At 61.8% G+C, this 20648-nt stretch carries 23 protein-coding genes; 6 read left to right on the forward strand and 17 right to left on the reverse strand.

Annotated elements, in window-relative coordinates:
• Positions 1–11: 11 nt before the first annotated feature.
• The 4 genes from frr to AC1D2G_RS18090 form a co-directional block, all read right to left on the reverse strand.
• Positions 12–566: a ribosome recycling factor gene (gene frr, locus AC1D2G_RS18075; RefSeq protein WP_477398092.1), complete on the reverse strand. Its 555-nt coding sequence runs from the start codon at positions 564–566 to the stop codon at positions 12–14.
• A 110-nt stretch (positions 567–676) separates the two neighbouring features.
• Entirely contained in the window at positions 677–1399 is a 723-nt protein-coding gene (gene pyrH / locus AC1D2G_RS18080) for a UMP kinase (protein ID WP_013895365.1), read from the reverse strand.
• A 161-nt stretch (positions 1400–1560) separates the two neighbouring features.
• Positions 1561–2667, reverse strand: coding sequence for an aldo/keto reductase (locus tag AC1D2G_RS18085; protein ID WP_477415696.1), 1107 nt, complete (start codon positions 2665–2667; stop codon positions 1561–1563).
• Positions 2668–2686: 19 nt separating this feature from the next.
• Positions 2687–3217, reverse strand: a complete 531-nt coding sequence (locus tag AC1D2G_RS18090) for a nuclear transport factor 2 family protein (protein WP_477415698.1) — start codon at positions 3215–3217, stop codon at positions 2687–2689.
• Positions 3218–3331: 114 nt separating this feature from the next.
• Between AC1D2G_RS18090 and AC1D2G_RS18095 the strand changes: the two genes are divergently transcribed.
• A complete protein-coding gene (locus tag AC1D2G_RS18095; protein ID WP_477415700.1) occupies positions 3332–4252 on the forward strand; it encodes a LysR family transcriptional regulator in 921 nt (306 codons plus the stop codon).
• Between the two features lie 31 nt (positions 4253–4283).
• On the opposite strand, the gene tsf is transcribed toward AC1D2G_RS18095, so the two are convergent.
• The 6 genes from tsf to AC1D2G_RS18125 form a co-directional block, all read right to left on the reverse strand.
• Entirely contained in the window at positions 4284–5207 is a 924-nt protein-coding gene (tsf, locus tag AC1D2G_RS18100; protein ID WP_457152196.1) for a translation elongation factor Ts, read from the reverse strand.
• A gap of 109 nt (positions 5208–5316) precedes the next feature.
• Positions 5317–6099, reverse strand: coding sequence for a 30S ribosomal protein S2 (gene rpsB, locus AC1D2G_RS18105; protein WP_023777441.1), 783 nt, complete (start codon positions 6097–6099; stop codon positions 5317–5319).
• A 176-nt stretch (positions 6100–6275) separates the two neighbouring features.
• Complete coding sequence (locus AC1D2G_RS18110) at positions 6276–6887, reverse strand: LysE family translocator (protein WP_477398084.1); 612 nt, start codon at positions 6885–6887, stop codon at positions 6276–6278.
• Complete coding sequence (locus AC1D2G_RS18115) at positions 6884–7162, reverse strand: DUF4031 domain-containing protein (RefSeq protein WP_095081470.1); 279 nt, start codon at positions 7160–7162, stop codon at positions 6884–6886. Before AC1D2G_RS18115 ends, AC1D2G_RS18110 begins: the two co-directional genes overlap by 4 nt.
• A 66-nt stretch (positions 7163–7228) precedes the next feature.
• Entirely contained in the window at positions 7229–8545 is a 1317-nt protein-coding gene (locus AC1D2G_RS18120) for a lysophospholipid acyltransferase family protein (RefSeq protein WP_477415702.1), read from the reverse strand.
• 121 nt (positions 8546–8666) lie between these two features.
• Positions 8667–9494 carry a cell envelope integrity EipB family protein gene (locus tag AC1D2G_RS18125; protein ID WP_477415703.1) on the reverse strand — a complete coding sequence of 276 codons (828 nt, stop codon included), beginning with the start codon at positions 9492–9494 and terminating at the stop codon, positions 8667–8669.
• A 139-nt stretch (positions 9495–9633) separates the two neighbouring features.
• Here AC1D2G_RS18125 and AC1D2G_RS18130 point away from each other — a divergent pair, with 139 nt between their 5' ends.
• The 4 genes from AC1D2G_RS18130 to AC1D2G_RS18145 all read left to right on the forward strand — a co-directional run bounded on the left by AC1D2G_RS18130 (position 9634) and on the right by AC1D2G_RS18145 (position 12641).
• Positions 9634–10098: a RidA family protein gene (locus tag AC1D2G_RS18130; protein WP_457152200.1), complete on the forward strand. Its 465-nt coding sequence runs from the start codon at positions 9634–9636 to the stop codon at positions 10096–10098.
• A gap of 14 nt (positions 10099–10112) precedes the next feature.
• A complete protein-coding gene (locus tag AC1D2G_RS18135; protein WP_477415705.1) occupies positions 10113–10841 on the forward strand; it encodes a glycerophosphodiester phosphodiesterase in 729 nt (242 codons plus the stop codon).
• Between the two features lie 55 nt (positions 10842–10896).
• Positions 10897–12111 carry a GNAT family N-acetyltransferase gene (locus tag AC1D2G_RS18140; protein ID WP_477415707.1) on the forward strand — a complete coding sequence of 405 codons (1215 nt, stop codon included), beginning with the start codon at positions 10897–10899 and terminating at the stop codon, positions 12109–12111.
• A gap of 98 nt (positions 12112–12209) precedes the next feature.
• Positions 12210–12641, forward strand: a complete 432-nt coding sequence (locus AC1D2G_RS18145) for an HIT family protein (RefSeq protein ID WP_457152203.1) — start codon at positions 12210–12212, stop codon at positions 12639–12641.
• Positions 12642–12671: 30 nt separating this feature from the next.
• Here the strand turns inward: AC1D2G_RS18145 and AC1D2G_RS18150 are convergent, their stop codons facing one another.
• The 4 genes from AC1D2G_RS18150 to AC1D2G_RS18165 all read right to left on the reverse strand — a co-directional run bounded on the left by AC1D2G_RS18150 (position 12672) and on the right by AC1D2G_RS18165 (position 16773).
• Positions 12672–13298 (reverse strand): chloramphenicol phosphotransferase CPT family protein, encoded by a 627-nt coding sequence (locus tag AC1D2G_RS18150; protein WP_477415709.1) that lies wholly within the window; start codon positions 13296–13298, stop codon positions 12672–12674.
• A gap of 63 nt (positions 13299–13361) precedes the next feature.
• Positions 13362–15830: an ATP-dependent Clp protease ATP-binding subunit ClpA gene (gene clpA, locus AC1D2G_RS18155; RefSeq protein ID WP_477415711.1), complete on the reverse strand. Its 2469-nt coding sequence runs from the start codon at positions 15828–15830 to the stop codon at positions 13362–13364.
• A 6-nt stretch (positions 15831–15836) separates the two neighbouring features.
• Positions 15837–16166: an ATP-dependent Clp protease adapter ClpS gene (gene clpS, locus AC1D2G_RS18160; RefSeq protein WP_010909565.1), complete on the reverse strand. Its 330-nt coding sequence runs from the start codon at positions 16164–16166 to the stop codon at positions 15837–15839.
• A gap of 277 nt (positions 16167–16443) precedes the next feature.
• On the reverse strand, positions 16444–16773 hold the full coding sequence (locus AC1D2G_RS18165; protein WP_184874143.1) for a phasin family protein: 330 nt from the start codon (positions 16771–16773) through the stop codon (positions 16444–16446).
• A 285-nt stretch (positions 16774–17058) separates the two neighbouring features.
• Here AC1D2G_RS18165 and AC1D2G_RS18170 point away from each other — a divergent pair, with 285 nt between their 5' ends.
• Complete coding sequence (locus tag AC1D2G_RS18170) at positions 17059–18507, forward strand: SPOR domain-containing protein (protein WP_477415713.1); 1449 nt, start codon at positions 17059–17061, stop codon at positions 18505–18507.
• Positions 18508–18554: 47 nt separating this feature from the next.
• Here AC1D2G_RS18170 and AC1D2G_RS18175 read toward each other — a convergent pair whose 3' ends face one another.
• The 3 genes from AC1D2G_RS18175 to AC1D2G_RS18185 form a co-directional block, all read right to left on the reverse strand.
• Positions 18555–19253 (reverse strand): DnaJ domain-containing protein, encoded by a 699-nt coding sequence (locus tag AC1D2G_RS18175; RefSeq protein ID WP_477415715.1) that lies wholly within the window; start codon positions 19251–19253, stop codon positions 18555–18557.
• Positions 19253–19984: a vWA domain-containing protein gene (locus tag AC1D2G_RS18180; protein WP_477415717.1), complete on the reverse strand. Its 732-nt coding sequence runs from the start codon at positions 19982–19984 to the stop codon at positions 19253–19255. Before AC1D2G_RS18180 ends, AC1D2G_RS18175 begins: the two co-directional genes overlap by 1 nt.
• A gap of 111 nt (positions 19985–20095) precedes the next feature.
• Positions 20096–20533: a DUF1489 family protein gene (locus AC1D2G_RS18185; protein ID WP_477415719.1), complete on the reverse strand. Its 438-nt coding sequence runs from the start codon at positions 20531–20533 to the stop codon at positions 20096–20098.
• Positions 20534–20648 lie beyond the last annotated feature (115 nt).

Here is a 20648-nt window from a genome sequence, read left to right on the forward strand (position 1 = left end):
TGGCCAAAACCCTAAACCTGCATGATTTCAGCTTCCTTATCGGAAAGCAGGTGGTCGATGGTGCTGATCGTTTCGTCGGTAAGTTTCTGGACCTGTTCGGAACGCTTGCGCTGATCGTCCTCGCTGATGTCGCCGTCCTTTTCCGCCTTCTTCAGGAAGTCCATGCCATCGCGGCGCACGTGGCGAGCGGCGACGCGGGCGTTCTCGGCGTAGCCATGCGAGATCTTGACCAGTTCCTTGCGGCGCTGTTCGTTGAGCTCGGGCAGCGGAATCCTGAGATTGGTGCCGTCGACGATCGGGTTGAAGCCCAGATTGGATTCGCGGATGGCGCGGTCGACCGCGCCGACCATCGACTTGTCCCAGACCGACACCGAAATCATGCGCGGCTCCGGCACCGAGACGTTGGCGACCTGGTTGATCGGCATGGTGGTGCCATAGGCCTGCACCTGGATCGCGTCGAGCAGATTGCTGGAGGCGCGACCGGTCCGCAGCGAAGCCAGATCATGTTTGAACGCGGCGATTGCCCCGTCCATGCGCCGCTTGAGATCGTCGTACTCACCACTCATCTTAATCTCCTCGACCCGTCTAGCGCGGGTTCACTGCTTCGGGGCAAGGCCCCGTGTTCGAGCCTGATTTTCGAAAACCGGCATCCCTTTTTCGGGACCAGGCCCCAGGATCAATCGTCCGCGACGACCGTGCAGCGGCCGCCGCCCCTTAGAATATCGCCAAACCCACCTTTTTCGTGGATCGAATAGACGATTATCGGAATGTTGTTTTCGCGCGCAAGTGCAATCGCAGCCGTATCCATGATGGAGAGGCCGCGTTTTATGACTTCGCCATGGCTGATGCGCTCGAAACGCGTCGCATCCGGGTCCTTCTTCGGGTCGGCCGAGTAGACACCGTCGACCTGAGTGCCCTTGAACAGCGCGTCGGCGCCGATTTCAGCCGCGCGGAGTGCCGCCGCCGAATCAGTGGTGAAGAACGGATTGCCGGTGCCGCCGGCAAAGATCACCACCTTGCCCTGGTTCATGTAGGCGGTTGCCTGGCGCTGTGAGAAACTCTCGCAGAGTTCGGGCATGGCAATCGCAGAGAGCACCACGGCGTCGACGCCGATCTTGTTCAATGACGTGCGCAGCGCCAGTGAATTGATGACCGTGGCAAGCATGCCCATGTGGTCGCCGGTGACGCGGTCACCGCCCTTGGAGGCGACGGCCACGCCGCGAAAGATGTTGCCGCCGCCGATGACGACGCCGACCTCGATGCCCAGTGCGCGGGCTTCGGCGATATCGGCGGCGATGCGATCCACCACCGAAACGTCGATGCCGAAATGCTGTTCGCCCATCAACGCTTCGCCCGACGCTTTCAACAAGACACGTCGGTAGAGGGGCTTCACCGTCATCTGGTCCTCGTCATTTTGCGTGTGACGCGTTCCGGGTGGCTACCCTCGCGCAGGCGCCGCCCCGAAACATGGCGCGATGCCGTGTTCCGATACACGAAGGGCGCCGCGATGTCACGCGGCGCCCGAGCCGGAAATTCGAGATCGAGACGCTCAGCCAATCATTAGCTGACGCCGGCAAAAGCGCCCTCTATCAGCAGGTCCGGGAAGTAGCCCATCGGCTTGCCGCCGACCGCCTGGCCCCCGGTGAGGCCGCCCTGGATTTCCGGTCCGAAGAACGAATATGGAAACGGCGTGACTGGCCGGCTGACTGCGTCGAGCCGTACCAGAAGCTCTCGCGGAATCTCGAAATCGAGCGCGCCGAGATTGTCCTTGAGCTGATCCAGCCTGGTCGCACCGATGATCACCGAGGCGACACCTGGCCTTGTCGCCGCCCAGTTCAAGGCGATCTGGGCCATGCCGCGGCCAAGCTCGCCGGCAACCTTTTCCAGTTCGGCAACGATTGCCCAGTTGCGGTCGCTGAATTTCTGAAAGCCCGGATTGCTCGAGCCGCGCATCGTCTCCAGTCTACCACCGGCCTTATTGATTGTATCCGAACGATATTTGCCACTCAGAAGGCCACTTGCCAGCGGGCTCCAGACCATGATGCCGGCGCCGTAGCGCGTACCGAACGGCACGAATTCATGCTCGATGTTGCGCTCGGCCAGCGAATATTCGAGCTGCAGCGCCGAAACCGGTTCATAGCCGCGTTGCTCGGCGACGGATTGCGCCCTGCTCGCGTACCAGGCGGGGACGTCGGAGAGGCCGACATGGCGGATCTTTCCGGCGCGCACCAGATCGTCAAGCGTCCGCATCACCTCTTCCGGCGACGTCAGCCTGTCCCAGGCATGCAGGATATAGAGATCGATATAGTCGGTACCGAGCCGCTTCAGCGAGCTTTCGACGGCGCGGATGATGTTCTTGCGGCCATTGCCGCCGGCATTCGGATTGCCCTGCTCCAGATTCATGCTGAACTTGGTGCTGATCACCGCCTTGTCGCGCAGGCCGCGCTCGGCGATGAACTCGCCAAGCCAGGTCTCGGAGGTGCCGCCGGTATAGGCGTCGGCGGTGTCGAAGAAATTCCCGCCTGCCTCGACATAGGCATCGACGAGAGCGCGCGCCGTCTCCTTGTCTGCACCCCAGCCCCATTCGGTGCCGAAGGTCATGGTCCCGAGTGCCAGGCGGGTGACTCGTAGCCCGCTGTTGCCAAGGGTGTAGTAGGACATGGTCATGATATCGTTCCGATCCTGTTCAATGCCGATCCTGTCCGGGGGTCGCCTTGACCCACGGATTGCCACGCTCATGCGTCATGCGGAATGTGAAGCCGTCCACCATCCAACCCGCGCCCGAACGGGTCAGGTGGTGTTCGTAAGTGCCCCAGACTTCCCAGAGCGGGTCGCCATTGCCTTCCATCCGGTTCCAGGCATAGCCGTTGGAGGAGACGGTCGCGGCGTCGCCGTCGATAGCGACCTGGTGGTTGGTGCGCAGATGCAGGCTGGTCTTGCTGCCCCTGAGATTCGCTGCCCAGGTCCCGATCAGGTCGTCCGAGGCGATGGTGGCCGAGGGCTGTCCACTCAGGCTGCTGACGGTGACACGGTCGGCGAAGTAGCTGCGGGCCAGCCGCCAATCCTGGGCATCGACGGCGCGATCGATGGCATCGGCGATACGGATGACCGCGCGCTCATCGGCGAGCGTCATTTCGCGCGATGGCTCGGCTCCGCCGGCGTCGACCGGCGCCAGCGCAATACCCGCCGCGAAGGTAGCGTACTTCAATGCATTCATGTCTCTTCTCCTTTGCGCATCGGCCGCCGCCGATCTGTTGGCGACAATGTGGGCCAGCGCGCCGGCGTCGAGAAGATTGCATTATCTACACAGACTATGCGATATCATGCATGAATGGATCGCGATCTGCTCAGCCATCTTCCCGTCATTGTCGCTGTGGCGCGGCGCGGCGGCTTTGCGTCGGCCGCCGCAGAACTTGGCATGAGCCCTTCGGCGGTCAGCCACGCGGTGCGCCTTGTCGAAGAGAGGATCGGCCAGCCGCTGTTTGCCCGCACCACGCGAAGCGTTGCTTTGACCGAGGCCGGTGAGGCGCTCGTTGCGGCGGCGGGACCGGCATTGGAAGACATTACCGACAGGATCGAGCGGATTCGCTCGGTCAAAGGCAGGGCGAGCGGCCTGCTAAAGATCAATGTGCCGCGCCTGGCGCTGCCGCTCACCTTGATGCCCATCCTGTCGGCAATGGCCGAGCGCTATCCCGAAGTGACGGTGGAGGTGTTCACCGACGAGCGCCTGAGCGACATTGTCGGCGAAGGCTTCGACGCCGGCATAAGGCTGGGCGAGATGATTGCCGAGGATATGGTGACGGTACGGCTGACCGCGCCGTTCCGAACGATCATCGTCGCCTCCCCCGCCTATGTTGGCCGCCACGGAAAGCCGCGAACGCCGGCTGATCTCTCCAGCCACAACTGCATCGGCTATCGTCTGTTGCGATCGCGCGCGCTCTATCGCTGGGATCTGTCCGACCAGGGCAAGGATATCGGCGTCGAAACGCGTGGCAGCGTCGTCGTCACCGATCCGCTGTCGGCGCGCGACATGGCGCTGGCCGGCATCGGGCTGGCCTATCTGTTCGAGCCGCTGGTGCGGGCCGATATCCAGGCCGGCCGGCTGATCGAGGTGCTGCGCCAAGCCGCGATCGACGAACCGGGGCTGTTCCTCTATTTTCCCCGCCGGGCGTCGATGGCGCCGAAGCTCAGGGCTTTCATCGACACCGCACAAGAAATCGGCCGGGCATCCCTGCGGACACCCGGCCGATAAAATTCGTCAGAAGGACAGCTGCCGCGGCAGCTTACTTCTTGACCGCCGCCGCGACTTCCGCCGCGAAATCGGTCTCTTCCTTCTCGATGCCTTCGCCCAGCGCAAAGCGCAGATAGGCGGTGATCTTGGCCGGGGCGCCGATGTCCTTCTCGGCATCCTTCAGCGCCTTCTCGACGGTGATGTCGGGATTGAGCACGAAGGCCTGCTTCAGAAGGACGACTTCCTCGTAGAACTTGCGCAGACGGCCTTCGACCATCTTCTCGATGATCGCTTCCGGCTTGCCGGACTGGCGTGCCTGATCGGAGAAGATCGCCTTCTCGCGCTCGATTGCCGCCGGGTCGAGTTCTTCTGTGGTCAGCGCCATCGGGCTGGTGGCGGCGACATGCATCGCGACCTGACGCGCAAACGCATTGGCCGCATGCTCGTTGCCCGTGGTCTCGATCGCGACCAGCACGCCGAGCTTGCCAAGGCCATCGGCAACCGCGTTGTGGACGTAGGTGGCGACGGCGCCATGCGGAACGGTGAGCTTGGCCGAACGGCGGAAGCCCAGGTTCTCGCCGATGGTGCCGACGGCGTCCTTGATGGTGTCGGTGACCGACTTGTCCGAACCCGGATACTTGGCCGCTGCAACCGCGTCGGTCTTGCCGCCATAGGCGAGCGCGACCTTGGCCACATTGGCAACGATCTCCTGGAATGCAGCATTGCGAGCAACGAAGTCGGTCTCGGAATTGACTTCGACGACGGCAGCTTCGCGCGGGCCGGAATCGACGCCGATCAGGCCCTCAGCCGCGGTGCGGCCGGCCTTCTTGTCAGCCTTGGAAATGCCCTTCTTGCGCAGCCAGTCGATGGCCTCTTCCATGTTGCCGTTGGTTTCGTTCAACGCCGCCTTGCAATCCATCATGCCCGCGCCGGTCAAGTCGCGGAGTTCTTTGACCTGTGCAGCCGAAATGCTCATTGTCGCCTCTTTGTTTTAAATGCACCGACGCACCATCGAACCTCGATGATGCGTCTGTTTAGCGTGCCAAAATATGAGAAAGATGAAGGCCGCAACCGGCCTTCGATTGTTAAGCTTCGGGGGCTTCCGATGCCGGAGCCGGATCGAGAGCCGGTTCGACCGGAGCTTCGACCGAAGCGCCGATGTCGACGCCGAGTGCACCCTGCTGGCGGGCGATGCCGTCGATCGCAGCCTTGGCGATCAGGTCGCAATAGAGCTGGATGGCGCGGGCAGCGTCGTCATTGCCGGGGATCGGGAAGTCGATCTTGTCCGGGTCGCAGTTCGAATCGATGATGGCGACGACCGGGATGCCGAGGCGCTTGGCCTCGAGGATTGCGATCGCTTCCTTGTTGGTGTCGATGACGAACATCAGGTCGGGCGTCGAGCCCATGTCCTTGATGCCGCCCAGCGCCTTGTCGAGCTTCTCGCGCTCGCGGTCGAGGTTGAGGCGCTCCTTCTTGGTGAGGCCCTGGGCCTCGCCGGCCAGCATCTCGTCGAGCTTGCGCAGGCGCTGGATCGAGTTCGAGATCGTCTTCCAGTTGGTCAGCATGCCGCCGAGCCAACGTGAATTGACATAGTACTGGGCCGAACGCTGTGCCGCATCGGCGACGATGTCGGACGCCTGGCGCTTGGTGCCGACGAACAGCACGCGGCCGCCCTTGGCGACAGTGTCGGAAACCTGCTTCAGTGCCTGGTGCAGCAAGGGCACCGTCTGCGAGAGGTCGATGATGTGGATGTTGTTACGGGCGCCATAGATGTAGGGCGCCATTTTCGGGTTCCAGCGGTGGGTCTGGTGGCCGAAGTGAATGCCAGCTTCCAAAAGCTGGCGCATGCTGAAATCAGGCAGAGCCATTCTTAGTTCCTTTCCGGTTAGCCTCCACGGACACAGGCATTTTTGGACTTTGTCCTCGAACGCCACCGGAGGTTTCAGCCGGATTTCTCCCGGGCAGACACCAAAGTCCGTGTGTGGAATGAGCGCGCATATAGAGGGGATGCGCGACAAACGCAAGCCGTGTGGCGTTTCACCACTCAGCGTGCGGCAATCAGCGCTCCTGTGCCGATCATCGCGCCGCCGGCAAACCTGTTCATCAGTCGCATGCGTCTCGGCGTCCTGAACCAGCCCGAAGCCCGCCCGGCAAGTGCAGCATAAATACCCATGGTGAGGATGTTGACGCTGATTACGACCGCGACAACCAGCAGTCCGTCGGCAAGGGTCATGGTGTTGAGGTTCAGGATCAGCGGCATGATCGAAGCGTGGAACAGAATCGCCTTCGGATTGCCCAGCGCGATGGATGCGCCGAGGAAGAACGACCGTGACAATCGCGCCTGCGACGCCCGCGGTTCATCCGATTGCGTGGCCGCGGCTCGCCACATCCTGATGCCGAGAAAAACCAGATAGGTAGCGCCCGCGTATTTCAGCAGGAGGAAAACCCATTCGAAAGTCTGGGCCAACGCCACCAGTCCGAGCAACGCCAGGGTGACCAGCACGGCATCGCCGGCGGCGACGCCGACCCCGGCCACGAACGCACGAAGAAACCCGCGCGACACACCATTGGTTATGACCGCGAACATCGCCGGTCCCGGTGTTGCGGCTGCAAGCGTGATCGCGGCGCAATAAGCCAGAAATGCCGTTGGTGTCATCGCCGAGCCTTTCCATTGGGCACCCGCACCCGCCGGAAGATCGCGACGATCTCCTCGCGGCTGCATTCGAAAGCGCCGAGCCGCACCGCCCGGTCGCGCTCGAAGCCGGTTATGTCATAGTGCGGCGCCGAAGTCTTGGGCGGCCCCTGATAGGATGAGCGCTTGAGGCCGAGTTGCGCGGCGAAGCGATGCAACTCGTCGGTGTCGTCAGCCATCAGATGGCACCAGCGATGGCCAGCCCAGTTCCAGATCGCCGCGTCGACATAGACTGCCATGAAGCTTGCTGTCTGCCTTTCATTCTTCGCAATCCGCCATTCTTCGCAAGCGAATGACGATCGGCCTCATGGCCCGTGTGAATGACAGTGACGATAGAATGGATTCGGATAGAAAATGAAGCTGCCACCGGCCGTAAGCTCAGCCACCGTGCTGGCGACTGTGGCCTGCATGCGACGGTGCAACTCGGCAACCGCATCGTCGACCGAGCCGGCATGCTCATGCAAGCCAAGTGGATCGGGTACCCGGATGTAGGCGCAGCGCGGTCCGGCCGGCTGCGGAATGAGCCGGTTCATCGTGTCGCGCAATCCGCTCCAGCAATAGTCGTTGCGGATCCGCTTCAGGTGCTCGGCGATCTCTTCCTGCGTGATACGCGGATTGGCCGAGGCCCAGGACCCGACGCGTTGCAGCCTCTGAATCGTGTCGGCGAGCGCGCGGACCTTCTTTTGCTCGTCCGCATCGCCGGTGTTTTCGCGCTGCCAACGACGCGCCAGCCTCAGAAGCTCGGTTGTGTCGGGGACGGCGGTGTCTGGAGAAATGGCCTGGCCAAGCCGACGGCTGAGTTCGGCGACCAAAGCCTTCTGGCGCCCGGCATAGCTCGCGCCCTCTTCGGATGACAGGCTCCACGCGGCTTCGTCGCGGGCCAGCAGCGTCGAATAGATATGGTGGATGCGCTGTGGCAGCGTGTCGGTCGCTTGGCGTTCTATTTTCAGGTTTTTCTCGACAAAGGTGCATTCCTTCGCCAGCGCCGCTTCGACATTCCTGGTGAAGACCAGTTTCCAGACGACCGGCGCGATCCAGACCTTGAAATCTGGATCCGTGGCCCGACCTCGCTTGAGCGCCTCAAGCCCCATCTCGACGGCGCCCGGCAGCAACGGCGCCACGATGTTGGCATGCCAGCCGACGCCGCCTTCTGGATGCAGCAGCACGCCATGGCCTTTCAATGCCCAGGCGACGGAGTGTTCCTTGGCTGCCCCGCTGTTGCCGGGAATCTGGGCGATCAGGTTGTTGGCCAGCCAGAATTTCTGCATCAGCCGGCCAAGCCCGTTGACGACGCCATTCGTTGCCCAGGAAGCGGCAAGCGGGCTGACCTGCGACACGATCTCCTTGTCGATCATCCAGTCGGTGAAGAACTCTGGATGATTGGGCGTGACGAAGGTCGCCTTCCCCGCCCCGCAACTGGCCTTCAGCCGCTCGAGATCGGCGTGCGGAAAGTCGATATGGCGGACATTGGCGACGCCGCGCAGCCCGGCCAGGCGGTTGAAGGGCAGGATATCACGAAAGCCCGGTATCCCCCGCAGCATGACGATCCGGTTGACTGACGTCATGACCCTGATCAGCGCCGGGTTGGGCCTCGGCGCCACGAAGACATCGATCCTGCTCAAGCTGCTTCCCCCTCTGTTGCGCCTCGACGCTGGGGAGGAAGTTGGGAGGCGATTGCGGCGCGTTCAAGTCGTTCGCAACGACAACGCCATGTCGTGCTGAATCAACTGACCAGCTGAAGCGCTATTTGGTCGGGCAGGTCTTCGACTGGTCGAACAGCGAAAGATTGACCAGCTTGCCGGTCATCGAGAAGTCGCCATAGTCCATGACGAGATCGCGGGTGATGCCGTTCTCGTGCAGCTTGAAGCTGATCCGGTATTCCGGCACCTCTTCGCCTGTCTTGTCGGTGTCGTCGAAATAGGCGATGTCGACAGGCCAGTATTTGTCGGTGGCGAGCTTCGCCAATGCCGGGGCCTCCGGGTCGGCCTTGTCGGCATCGGTTTTCTTGCCGACGACGACCGTGGTGGTCATAACCTTGTTGGCGTCTTCGGAACCGTCGAAAAGGTTGGTTTCGTAAAAATTCTCGCCCTTTTCGGCTTTGCCAATCAGTTCGACCAGATGCTGGGTCGGAAATTGGGTCATGGCCAGTTCGAGGCTGTTCTTTTCGGGCTTGTCGATATCGACCTTCAACCCCTTGGTCTCTTTCGTGGCGATGCCTTTGACCTCCTTGTCGAGGTTCTGGTCGACGAAGGACTTCGTCACGAATGAAAAGGTCTTGCCTTCGGCGTCCTCGAAAGTGGTCGTCTGCTGGTCGGTCAGCTTCGTGTTCTCGTTGGTGACGATCTGGGTGACGAAACGGAATTTCACCGTATAGCCTTCACAGGCCGAGCCGTTGAACTCATAGACCATGCGGCCGGATATGCCAGTGATGCCGGATTGATCGGATGCCTTGTTGAGGGTGAGATCGTAAACAGCGCGGTGGGCTTGCAGCGCCGGCACGGCGAAAGCAGGGCCTATCGAGAACACCGCCGACAACAGGACGGCATTGAATGCAAGGCGCGTTGCGCGCATGAGGTACTCCGATCGTCGCGGCTGATGGCAGGCCGCAGGGAAAGATGGTCCAGCTTAAAAAAAGTCGTGGCGGAAGCGAGGCAAAAATAGCAATTTCGGCCCGGCCAGCGCGGCGTCACCCAAGCAATAGGGAAATACCATGAGTGAAACAATCGAAAAGCGGCTAAGCGATCTGGGCGTGACGCTTCCTGTCGCCGCCGCGCCCGCCGCCAACTATGTGCCCTATTGCAGGACCGGCAACCTCTTGTTCACCGCCGGGCAGTTGCCTCTCAAGGACGGCAAGCTGCAGGCGAGCGGCCTGCTCGGTCGCGACGTCGACACCGCGGCCGGCAAGGACGCGGCAAAATACTGCGCGATCAATATCCTGGCGCAGGCCAAGGCCGCACTCGGCGACCTCGAGAAAATCCGTCGCCTGGTGAAGATCACCGTTTTCGTCGCCTCGACGCCGGATTTTGTCGAACAGCATCTGGTTGCCAACGGTGCCTCCGATTTCCTTGTTGCGGCACTTGGCGAGCGCGGCAAGCATGCCCGCTCCGCCGTCGGCACTGCCTCGCTGCCACTTAATGCCGCAGTGGAAATCGAAGCGGTCTTCGAAGTCGAGTGAGCCAGGAGACGACCATGACCGACCTATCCTGGCTGACCGCCCGGCCTGTCGCCCATCGCGGGTTCCACGACATGAACAAGACGCGCTGGGAAAACACGCTTTCCGCCTTCGCGGCCGCGGCCGAGCGCGGCTACGCCATCGAATGCGACGTGCACCTGTCGCTGGACGGCGTTCCCGTCATCATTCATGACGACGATCTRCAAAGGCTGACCGGTCAGGATGGTTTCGTCTGGCAACGCACCGCGGCGGAACTCACGGCGCTCAAGGTCGGCGGCACATCGGATCATCTACCGACGCTGCAGGAAGCGCTCGACCTGGTCGATGGCCGCGTGCCGATGGTCATTGAGCTGAAAGGCATCCCGGGCCGCGACGAGGGTCTCGTGGCGATCGTCGGCAAGATGCTCAATCGCTACAAGGGCAAGTCGGCGATCATGTCGTTTGACCACTGGCTCATCCGTGATTTTCCGAAGCATGCGCCGGGCATTCCGGCCGGACTGACCGCCTACGGCAAGGACGTCAAGCTGATCGAGGCACATTTCGCCATGCTGGCGCATGAGATCGACTTCACCTCCTATGCCGCCGGCGATCTGCCGAACCCGTTCGTCAGTTTCGTCCGCGAGAAGCTGAAGATGCCGGTCATCACCTGGACGGTGCATGACCAGCCGGCGGTCGACCTGACCTATAGATATGCCGACCAGATGACGTTCGAGGGATTCGAACCCGACCTGGTCAAAGTCGCCTGAAGTCGGTGTCTGAAACGTGACTTGTACCCGGCCGGACGGAGCTTAAATAAGCCCCATGGATCAAGGCGACGATGGCGATGACCAGACGGCGAATGCGGACTATTTGATCCGCATCGCCGCTGGCATCGGCGCTTTCACCCCGGATGAGTGGAACAGCCTCAGCGGAACCACGAGTGGCGACGCAGAAAACGGCTACAACCCGCTTGTTTCATTCGCTTTTCTGAGCGCGCTTGAAGAGTCAGGCTGCGCCGTGCGGCGCACCGGCTGGCAAGGTCATCATTTGCGATTGGAGACCGCGCAGGGCAAGCTGCTCGGGGCGGTCCCGTGCTATCTCAAATCGCACAGCCAGGGCGAATATGTGTTCGATCATGGCTGGTCGGATGCCTTCGAACGTGCCGGCGGCCGCTACTATCCAAAACTGCAATGCGCGGTGCCGTTCACACCGGTCACCGGCCCTCGCCTGCTGGTCACCAAGGGCGAGGATGTCGGCGCCGTCAAGGCCGGACTGGCGGCGGGCCTGAAGGCGGTCACGCAAAAACTGGGCGTCTCTTCCGCTCATGTCACCTTCGCCCAGGAAAGCGACGTGGAGGTGCTGGAAGCGGCAGGGTTCCTGCATCGCACCGACCAGCAGTTCCATTTCTTCAACGAAGGCTTTTCAACCTATGACGACTTCCTCGCCACCCTTGCCTCGCGCAAGCGCAAGGCGATGAAGAAGGAGAGGCGCGAGGCGCTGACCAACGGCATCTCGATCGACTGGCTGACCGGCAAGGATCTCACCGAAAAGGCCTGGGACGACTTCTTCGCCTTCTACATGGACACCGGCAGCCGCAAATGGGGCCGGCCCTATCTCAGCCGCCAGTTTTTCTCGCTGATCGGCGAACGCATGGCCGACGACATCCTGCTGGTGATGGCCAAACGCAACGGGCGCTACATTGCCGGCGCCATCAATTTCATCGGCTCCGACGCACTCTACGGCCGTAACTGGGGCTGCATCGAGGACCATCCCTTCCTGCATTTCGAGGTCTGCTACCATCAGGCGATCGACTTCGCCATCGAGCGCAAGCTCAGGGTTGTCGAGGCCGGCGCTCAAGGAGAGCACAAGCTGGCGCGAGGCTACCGCCCGGTGACCATGCATTCCGCGCACTACATCGCGCACCCCGGCCTGCGCAACGCCGTTGCCGACTATCTCAGACGCGAACGGCATGAGGTGGAGCGGATGAGCGAATATCTGGAAGAGCACACCCCATTCCGCAGGGATCTCGAGGAGTAGCGACCGGCCTGCCCCGATCGGCGGGGCGACTTTACCCGATCGTCTTGCCGACTTTCGACGGCTTCGCTACACGAAAGGCACAATCCGGAGCATTCGCCATGGCTGAGGCCGCCTATGACACCGACAACATCTTCGCAAAGATCCTGCGCGGTGAAATTCCCTCGCACCGCGTCTACGAGGACGAAGCGATCGTCGCCTTCATGGATGTGATGCCGCAGGGGCCGGGCCATACGCTGGTGGTGCCGAAGGCGCCGTCGCGCAACCTGCTCGACGCCGATCCGTCAACGTTCGGACCGCTTTTCACGGTCGTCCAGAAAGTGGCGCGGGCCGTCAAACAAGGGTTTGGCGCCGACGGCGTCACCGTCATGCAGTTCAACGAGCCAGCCTCGGGGCAGACCGTCTATCATCTGCATGTGCATGTCATCCCACGCTTTGACGGCATTCCCCTGAAGCCACACACGGGCGGGATGGAGAAGCCGGAAGTGCTGGCTGAGAGCGCCGAAAAGATACGAGCGGCGCTGCGAAGCTGACGCCGCACCTCGCTTTGCGACGAAGCAATTTTACCTGGCGGTGGTTTGAGCCAGTTGCTCGATCGCGCTTGGCCCAACGATCCCTTGCTCCAGCCGCCGGCGGATCGCATCGGCACATTGCGTGGGGCTCAGCAAGGAGGTGTCGACGTCCAGGTCGTACACGCCTGGCCGGTGCACCTCCTCCTGCCAAAGACGCACGGGTATCGGCACGGGATCGCCGGGCGAGCCGGTCACATATCCCCGTGCCGCCTCACTGGCGGCGCGTCGTTGCATGATGATTGCAATCGGGCAGCGGACGCCGACGAACAGCACCGGCAGGCCAGCGAGACGGCGCGCGCAATCGGCGAGGCAATCGAGGGGTTTTGAATAGGCATCATGGTGGCCGACATCCGCCACGACGTTCAGCCCCAGCCGGCTATGGGCGGCGATCGATTCGTAAAGCGCGGCGTAGAAATCGGGCACCAGGCCTTCAAGGTCCGGACGCTCGCTGCCCGGCCGCAAGCCTATTCCAGGCCGATAGCGTTGTGGCGTGGCCTGTTCGTAGACGTCGACACCGAGATTGATCCAGACACCATCAAGATTCTCCTGGATGGCCTGGACGATGCTTGATTTTCCCGATCTCGGCGCACCGTTCAGGACGACGATCTGCCCGGCCATGCGTCCCTCATTGCTCCAATGAAAAAAGCCCCGTCTCCGGGGCTTTTTCGACTTTTGTCAGGGTCAGTTCTTTCTGGGCAATTGCGGCACCAGGCTGCGCTTGCCGCCGTCCTTGCCCTTGGCTTCGGGCTTCTGCGCCACCAGCTTCTTGGCCGCGGGCTTTTTCGCGACGGCCTTTGTGGGCTTCGGCGTTTCTTCCGGCTCTTCCCTCTTCGGCTTCACCGGCGCCTCGTCGGCGAGCGATTCGAGCTTCAGGCCGGTCTCGCCGGTTTCCTTCTTCTCGACGGTGACGCGCACCGTGCCGCCCTTCTTGAGCTTGCCGAACAGCACCTCGTCGGCCAACGGCTTCTTGATGTGCTCCTGGATGACACGGCCGAGCGGCCGCGCGCCCATGCGCTCGTCATAACCCTTGTCGGCGAGCCAGGCGATGGCATCGGGCGACAGGTCGAATGTGACGCCACGCTCGGAAAGCTGGGCCTCGAGCTGCATGACGAACTTCTGTACCACCTGATGGATCACCGGCACCGGCAGCGAGCCGAACGGGATGATCGCATCGAGACGGTTGCGGAATTCCGGCGTGAACAGCCGGTTGATCGCCTCGACGTCGTCGCCTTCGCGCTTGGTCGAACCGAAGCCGATCGCCGCACGCTGCGCATCCGACGCGCCTGCATTGGTGGTCATGATCAGGATCACATTGCGGAAGTCGATCTGCTTGCCGTTATGGTCCGTCAGCTTGCCGTGGTCCATCACCTGCAACAGGATGTTGAACAGGTCCGGATGCGCCTTCTCGACTTCGTCCAGCAACAGCACGCAGTGCGGATGCTGGTCAACGCCGTCGGTCAGCAGACCGCCCTGGTCGAAGCCGACATAGCCGGGAGGCGCGCCGATCAGCCGCGATACGGTGTGTCGTTCCATATATTCCGACATGTCGAAGCGGATCAGCTCGACACCGAGCGATGCAGCCAACTGCTTGGCCACTTCGGTCTTACCGACGCCGGTCGGGCCGGAGAACAGGTAGGAGCCGATCGGCTTCTCCGGTTCGCGCAGGCCGGCACGCGCCAGCTTGATCGCCGAGGTCAGCGCGGTGATCGCGGTATCCTGGCCATAGACGACGCGCTTCAGCTCGATATCTAGACCCTGCAGCACCTTCTCGTCGTCGGCCGAAACCGTCTTCGGCGGGATGCGGGCCATGGTGGCGATCGTCGCTTCGATCTCCTTGATGCCGATCGTCTTCTTGCGTTTGGCTTCCGGCACCAGCATCTGCGAGGCACCGGTCTCGTCGATCACGTCGATCGCCTTGTCCGGCAGCTTGCGGTCGTTGATGTAGCGCGCCGACAGCTCCACCGAGGCCTTGATCGCCTCGTTGGTGAACTTCACCTTGTGGAACTCCTCATAGTAGGGCTTGAGGCCCTTCATGATCTCGATGGCGTCCTCGATGGTCGGCTCGTTGACGTCGATCTTCTGGAAGCGCCGCACCAGGGCACGGTCCTTCTCGAAGAACTGGCGGAATTCCTTGTAGGTGGTCGAGCCGATGCAGCGGATCGCACCAGACGACAAGGCCGGCTTCAACAGGTTCGACGCGTCCATGGCGCCGCCTGATGTTGCCCCTGCCCCGATGACCGTGTGGATCTCGTCGATGAACAGGACCGCGCCTGGATAGTCCTCGAGTTCCTTGACGACCTGCTTCAGCCGCTCCTCGAAATCGCCGCGATAGCGCGTGCCGGCGAGCAGCGTGCCCATGTCGAGCGCGAAGATCGTGGCATTGTGCAGCACTTCGGGAACGTCGCCCTCGACGATGCGCTTGGCGAGGCCTTCTGCGATCGCCGTCTTGCCGACGCCGGGATCACCGACATAGAGCGGATTGTTCTTGGAGCGGCGGCACAGCACCTGGATGGTGCGGTTGATCTCGGACTCGCGACCGATCAGAGGGTCGATCTTGCCGGCCTTGGCTTTGTTGTTGAGATTGACGCAATAAGCGGTCAGCGCGTCCTGCTGCTGCTTCTTCTTGCCGCCTTCCTCTTGCGGCTCGGCGCCGTTTTGGCCGCCCTGCTCGTCATCGGCACCGCGCGGCGAACGCGTTTCCGACGCGCCCGGACGCTTGGCAATGCCGTGCGAAATATAGTTGACCGCGTCGTAGCGGGTCATCTGCTGTTCCTGCAGGAAATAAGCGGCATGGCTCTCGCGCTCGGCGAAGATGGCGACGAGCACGTTGGCGCCCGACACTTCCTCGCGGCCCGACGACTGCACATGGATCACCGCGCGCTGGATGACGCGCTGGAACCCGGCGGTCGGCTTGGAGTCCTCGTCGTAGCCGGTGACCAGATTGTCGAGCTCGGTGTCGATATAGGTGAGAACCGTATGCTTCAACTCGTCGAGATCGACATTGCAGGCGCGCATGACGGCGGCCGCCTCGGTGTCGTCGATGAGCGCGAGCAGCAAATGTTCAAGAGTTGCATATTCATGGTGCCGCTCATTGGCGAGCGTCAGCGCCTGGTGAAGCGCCTTTTCCAGGCCTTGGGAGAAAGCCGGCATGTTACCTCACTTCTTCTCCATCACGCATTGCAGCGGATGCTGATTCTGTCGGGCGAAATCCATGACCTGAGACACTTTGGTCTCGGCCACCTCGAATGTATAGACCCCGCACTCGCCCACTCCATGATTGTGAACATGAAGCATGATGCGTGTGGCGGCTTCGCGGTCCTTCTGGAAAAAACGCTCCAGCACGTGAACCACGAACTCCATGGGCGTGTAGTCGTCGTTGAGGATGAGGACCCGGTAAAGGCTGGGCTTCTTGGTCTTGGTTTTGGTGCGCGTGATAACGGCCGTCCCGCGGCCGGCCTCATTGCCGTCGCCGCCGCCGTTTTGCATCCGCGCCACTCGTCTCGTGGCAGTCAAATCGATCGTCACGTATTCCTGCCTCTTCGAATCCCCATGCGAGTTCGACATGTAGGTGTTCGATGGACGATTTTAAGCCCTTCTGTTTAGCTGACAATATGGCTAGGTGACCAAACTTGGCCGATTTTCGCAATCGTGAAGGGGCGCGAGGCCTTGGAGCGGAAATTGACATGAAAAAACCCGGCCACGCTTCCGCGACCGGGTTTTGTCCCGCACCCAAAGGGCCGGATCTTGCTCACGTCAGGCGAAATTACTTTGCCTTGGCAACGATCGATTCGAACGGCTTGTAGGCTTCCTTGGCGAGTTCGGCATAGAGGTCGCCAATCTTGGTGGCCTCGGCTACGAAAGCCTCATACGATTGCTTGGCATAATCGGACTGGATCTCGATCGCCTTTTCCAGCGACTTGGCCGAAAACATCTTCTCGACGGCGGCGCTGCCTGCTTCGAAGCTCTTCTTGGTGTATTCGCCAGCTTCGGTGGCGATCGCCTGCGCGCCCTTGGAGAGCGAAGCGAAGCTCTTCAATCCGGTATCGGCAAACTCTTTGCCGTATTTGCTGAAGTCCTCATAGGTCTGGGTCATTTCACGCATTCCCTTGGGTTGAAGCGTCCTTCTTCGGGGCGCTCTTGTGCAATGCACGCTAATATATTGTGCGCCGCACAAAAGTCAACATTTCACCGGCGTCCAGACACCGCCTGCGCAGTCAATGGCTAAAAATCGAATAAAGAGAGCTTCAAGCCCGAAGAAAATGGTGAACGCGGCGGTTACCATAAACGGATTGGTAACGCTGCCCCGGTAGCTTTGGCTGGAAGTGAGGCAGGACCCTTTGCCGCCTCCAGCGCAACGAAGAATCCAAGGGAAATACAAGTGCGTCAGGCGTTGTTGGGCATCGTTTCCAAATCCACCTCCCCTCTCAAAACGATGATGATCTTCGCCTTGGCGATGACAGTCGTCTGCGGCGACATTGCCTCGTCGATGGCGGCGAGGTCCGCGGCAATCGTCATCGACGCCAAGACCGGCAAGGTGCTTTATTCGGCGGATGCCGATGGCAGGCGCTATCCGGCCTCGCTCACCAAGATGATGACGCTCTATCTGACCTTCGAGGCGCTGGCGAAGGGCAAGATCAGCAGGAACTCGCAAGTCGTGTTTTCGGCCAACGCCGCCGCCGAGCCGCCGACGAAGCTTGGCGTGAAGCCGGGCGGCTCGGTCACGGTAGAGACCGCGATCCTGTCGATGGTCACCAAATCGGCGAACGACTCGGCGACCGCGCTCGGCGAAATGCTCGGTGGCAATGAAACCAATTTCGCCCGCATGATGACCGCCAAGGCGCGTGCGCTGGGCATGAACGGCACCGTGTTTCGCAACGCCAACGGCCTGCCCAACCCCGGCCAATTCACCACCGCGCGCGACATGGCGACGCTCGGCATCGCGCTGCGGGAGCATTTCCCCCAGTATTACGGCTATTTCTCGCAGCGCTCCTTTCTCTACGGGCGCCAGCGCATCAATGGTCACAACCGCCTGCTTGGGCGCATCAAGGGTGTCGACGGCATCAAGACCGGCTACACCCGCGCCTCCGGCTTCAACCTCGTCTCGTCGGTTTCCGACGGCAATCGCCGTATCGTCGGCGTCGTCATGGGTGGCACGTCGGGCGGCAGCCGCGACAACCAGATGGCTGCCTTGATCAACACCTATATGCCGCGCGCATCGACCCGTGGTGGCGGCGATCTGGTCGCCAAAGCCAGCGGCAGCAATCCGATCACCGCCCTTGCCAAGGTCCTGCTGCCCAAGCACGACGCGCCAACGCCGGACGACAAGCCGGTGGTGGCGCAAGATGACGCGACCCAGGACGATGCGACCGTTGCCGAGGACGCCACTGTGGCGGAGGACAGCACCGCGCAGAGCGAGCCGAGCGAAGAGGCTGCCCCTGTCGTCAAGGCGAAAATGGTCAAGACCGTCATCGTATCTGCGCCGCAGGTGGCCACGGCTCAGGTCGTGGCGGCCTATGCCGAACCAACACCGGCGCCGACGCCGGCGCCCACTGTCGACCCGGTCAACACCGCGTCGGTGCCCTCGGGCTGGGCAATCCAGGTTGCCTCGTCGCCCCAGCAGTCCGAAGCCCAGGCCTTCCTCGACAAGACCACCAAGCAGGCACCCAAGGCGCTGGCCGACGCTTCCGGCTTCACCGTCGCCTTCGACAAGGACGGCGTCACCTATTATCGCGCCCGCTTCGGCGGCTTTAGTTCCAAGACCGCCGCCTGGAAGGCCTGCACCGCTTTGAAGAAGAAGAACATCGAGTGCTACGCCGTCCAGCAGTAGGACGGTGTGGAAACAATCTCCCGGAAAAATTCTGCGTCGAAGGAGAACTAATTGTGATTGGAGAGCAAGACGTCCTTGGCTTCATTGATCCGCGCCGCCAGGAAAGACGTGCCGCCGATATCGGGGTGCAGGCGCTGCATCAGGCGGCGGTGCGCCTTGCGGACATCCGCCGCGGCGGCCCCCGCTTCAAGACCAAGGACCTTGTAGGCCTCCTCCTTAGTCATGGCGCCCGAACCTGGCGCAACACCCAGCCCTTCGCCACCGTTCGTCTCAGCGTTTTTGCGCCAGACGGGAAATCTGCCGTCAAGATACGTCTCTAGCAGTTGCCGGCTCTCCGGATCACCGGAGAGTTCGCGGTAGAGATGCTGCAGCTCTGCCAGCCCCATCGCGCCAAGCATCTTGCCCTCGTGGCGGCCAGCCAGGACCAGTCCTTCTAGGCCGCCGGTATCGTGATCAAGCTCCATTTCGAGTGCTGCGGTGCGCACCGTCGAACGCTTGCCCGGTGCGAGCTTTGCCGTCGGCTGCTTCATCCGCATGGAACCGTACCAGGCGATTGCCGCCGACAGAATTATGCCGCCGATGCCTTCGCGCCCGACCGCAACCATAGCGAGGCCGACCAGCCCCAGAAGGACCGGCCCAAGTGTCTTCATGCCGGTGGCCAATTTTGCCGGGTCGGCGCGAAGGAAGATCGTGGCCACGCCGAGAAGCACCAAAAGCAATGCCACCAATGCGATGATTGCGCCCATCAGTTCCCGCCACCCCGCAGATGCTCAATCATAAGCCGGTCTTCCGGCCTGCCCCTGGCTTCGAGCGCCTTCAACCCACCGGTTGCAAACACCGCAACCGCCGAAAGCAGTCCTGCCAGGGTCGCGGCAGCCCGCCGATCAAATCGGAACCACGCCCCTTTGGACAATCGCGCGATTTCCTTAAAGGCCTTTTCTGCGCCGGAATCATGACCTTCCTGAAAGACGAAGACAGGAACGCCATGCAGGCCGAGGCTGCCGGCCTTTTCAGCCAGATCGTCGATGTTCTCCTCCATCGCATCGCCGATATAGACCAGCGCATTGACCTTGGCCGTGGCCGTCTGTTTCAGCGCATGCGCCAGCACCTTGCCGATCTGGGTGTTGCCGCTACGGCATTCGATTCGTGTCATCAACTGCTTCAAGGCATTGGTGTCGGCCACGAATGCGGACGAACGGCACTCGCCTAGGCCGCGAAAATAGACCAGTTGGACACTGAGGGTTCCGGCCTTGCCGACGGCATCGAACATCTGGCCCTGCAGCTCACAAGCCAGATCCCAGGTCGGCTGGCGGCTCATCGTCGCGTCGAGCGAAAGGATCAGCCTGCCCGAACCCATCGCCGACGCAGCCAGCGTCCTTGCCTGCCGAAGAAATGCTTCGATCTCGCCGGCATTGGATTGAGGTTTGACCGGCGCAGGATTGGCCCTTGCGGGCACGGGCTGCTTTTTGTCGCTCATGAAAACAAGATGTGGCGTTGTCGCGCCGCTTGCAAGTCCAGTGCGACGCAAGTTTGAGGGCCAGCAAACCAGCCGCAATTGAAGCAGACAACCCCTTGGGAGTGCGATGGCTTACAGCAGGCCGAGATCGGCAAGCTCACGCCTGAGCTTCGGCGGCATCTCGATCAGCCCGACCTTGCCCTTGCCGAGATCGGCCGGCGCGTCCGACGGTTTCAGATAGCGCCAGCCCTGGAAGGCCCGGCGCGGCTGCCAGTCGGTGCGCACGACTTGCGGATCGAGAATGAGATGACAGCGGCCGATGCCTTCGCCGTCGGTGAAGGGCCGGATCTCGGTGATCAACTGCCGGCACTGCACATTGCCCTTGATCACCCAGTAGAGCGAACCGCCGTCGGTGATCTCGGCGCCGCGCGTCGGCACCATTCGCGTCGTGTGATACTGCTCGACCGGCTCACCGGCGCGCCGCCGCTCGTCGAGGCGAAAGGCGATCCACTCTTCGAGATCCTCGACGCTGTCGCAGCCGACACAGAGTTTTATGAGATTGAGAGACATCGCTTAAGGTTTAGTCCGGCGCGCGGATGCGTCAACGGCCTGATCGACTTCTCCACAGTGCCAGCACCCAGACACCAAGCCTGTGGTGCCCAGAGGCCGTTTCGAAATTCGCTCT

The sequence above is a fragment of the Mesorhizobium sp. P2_C7 genome (assembly GCF_056404515.1).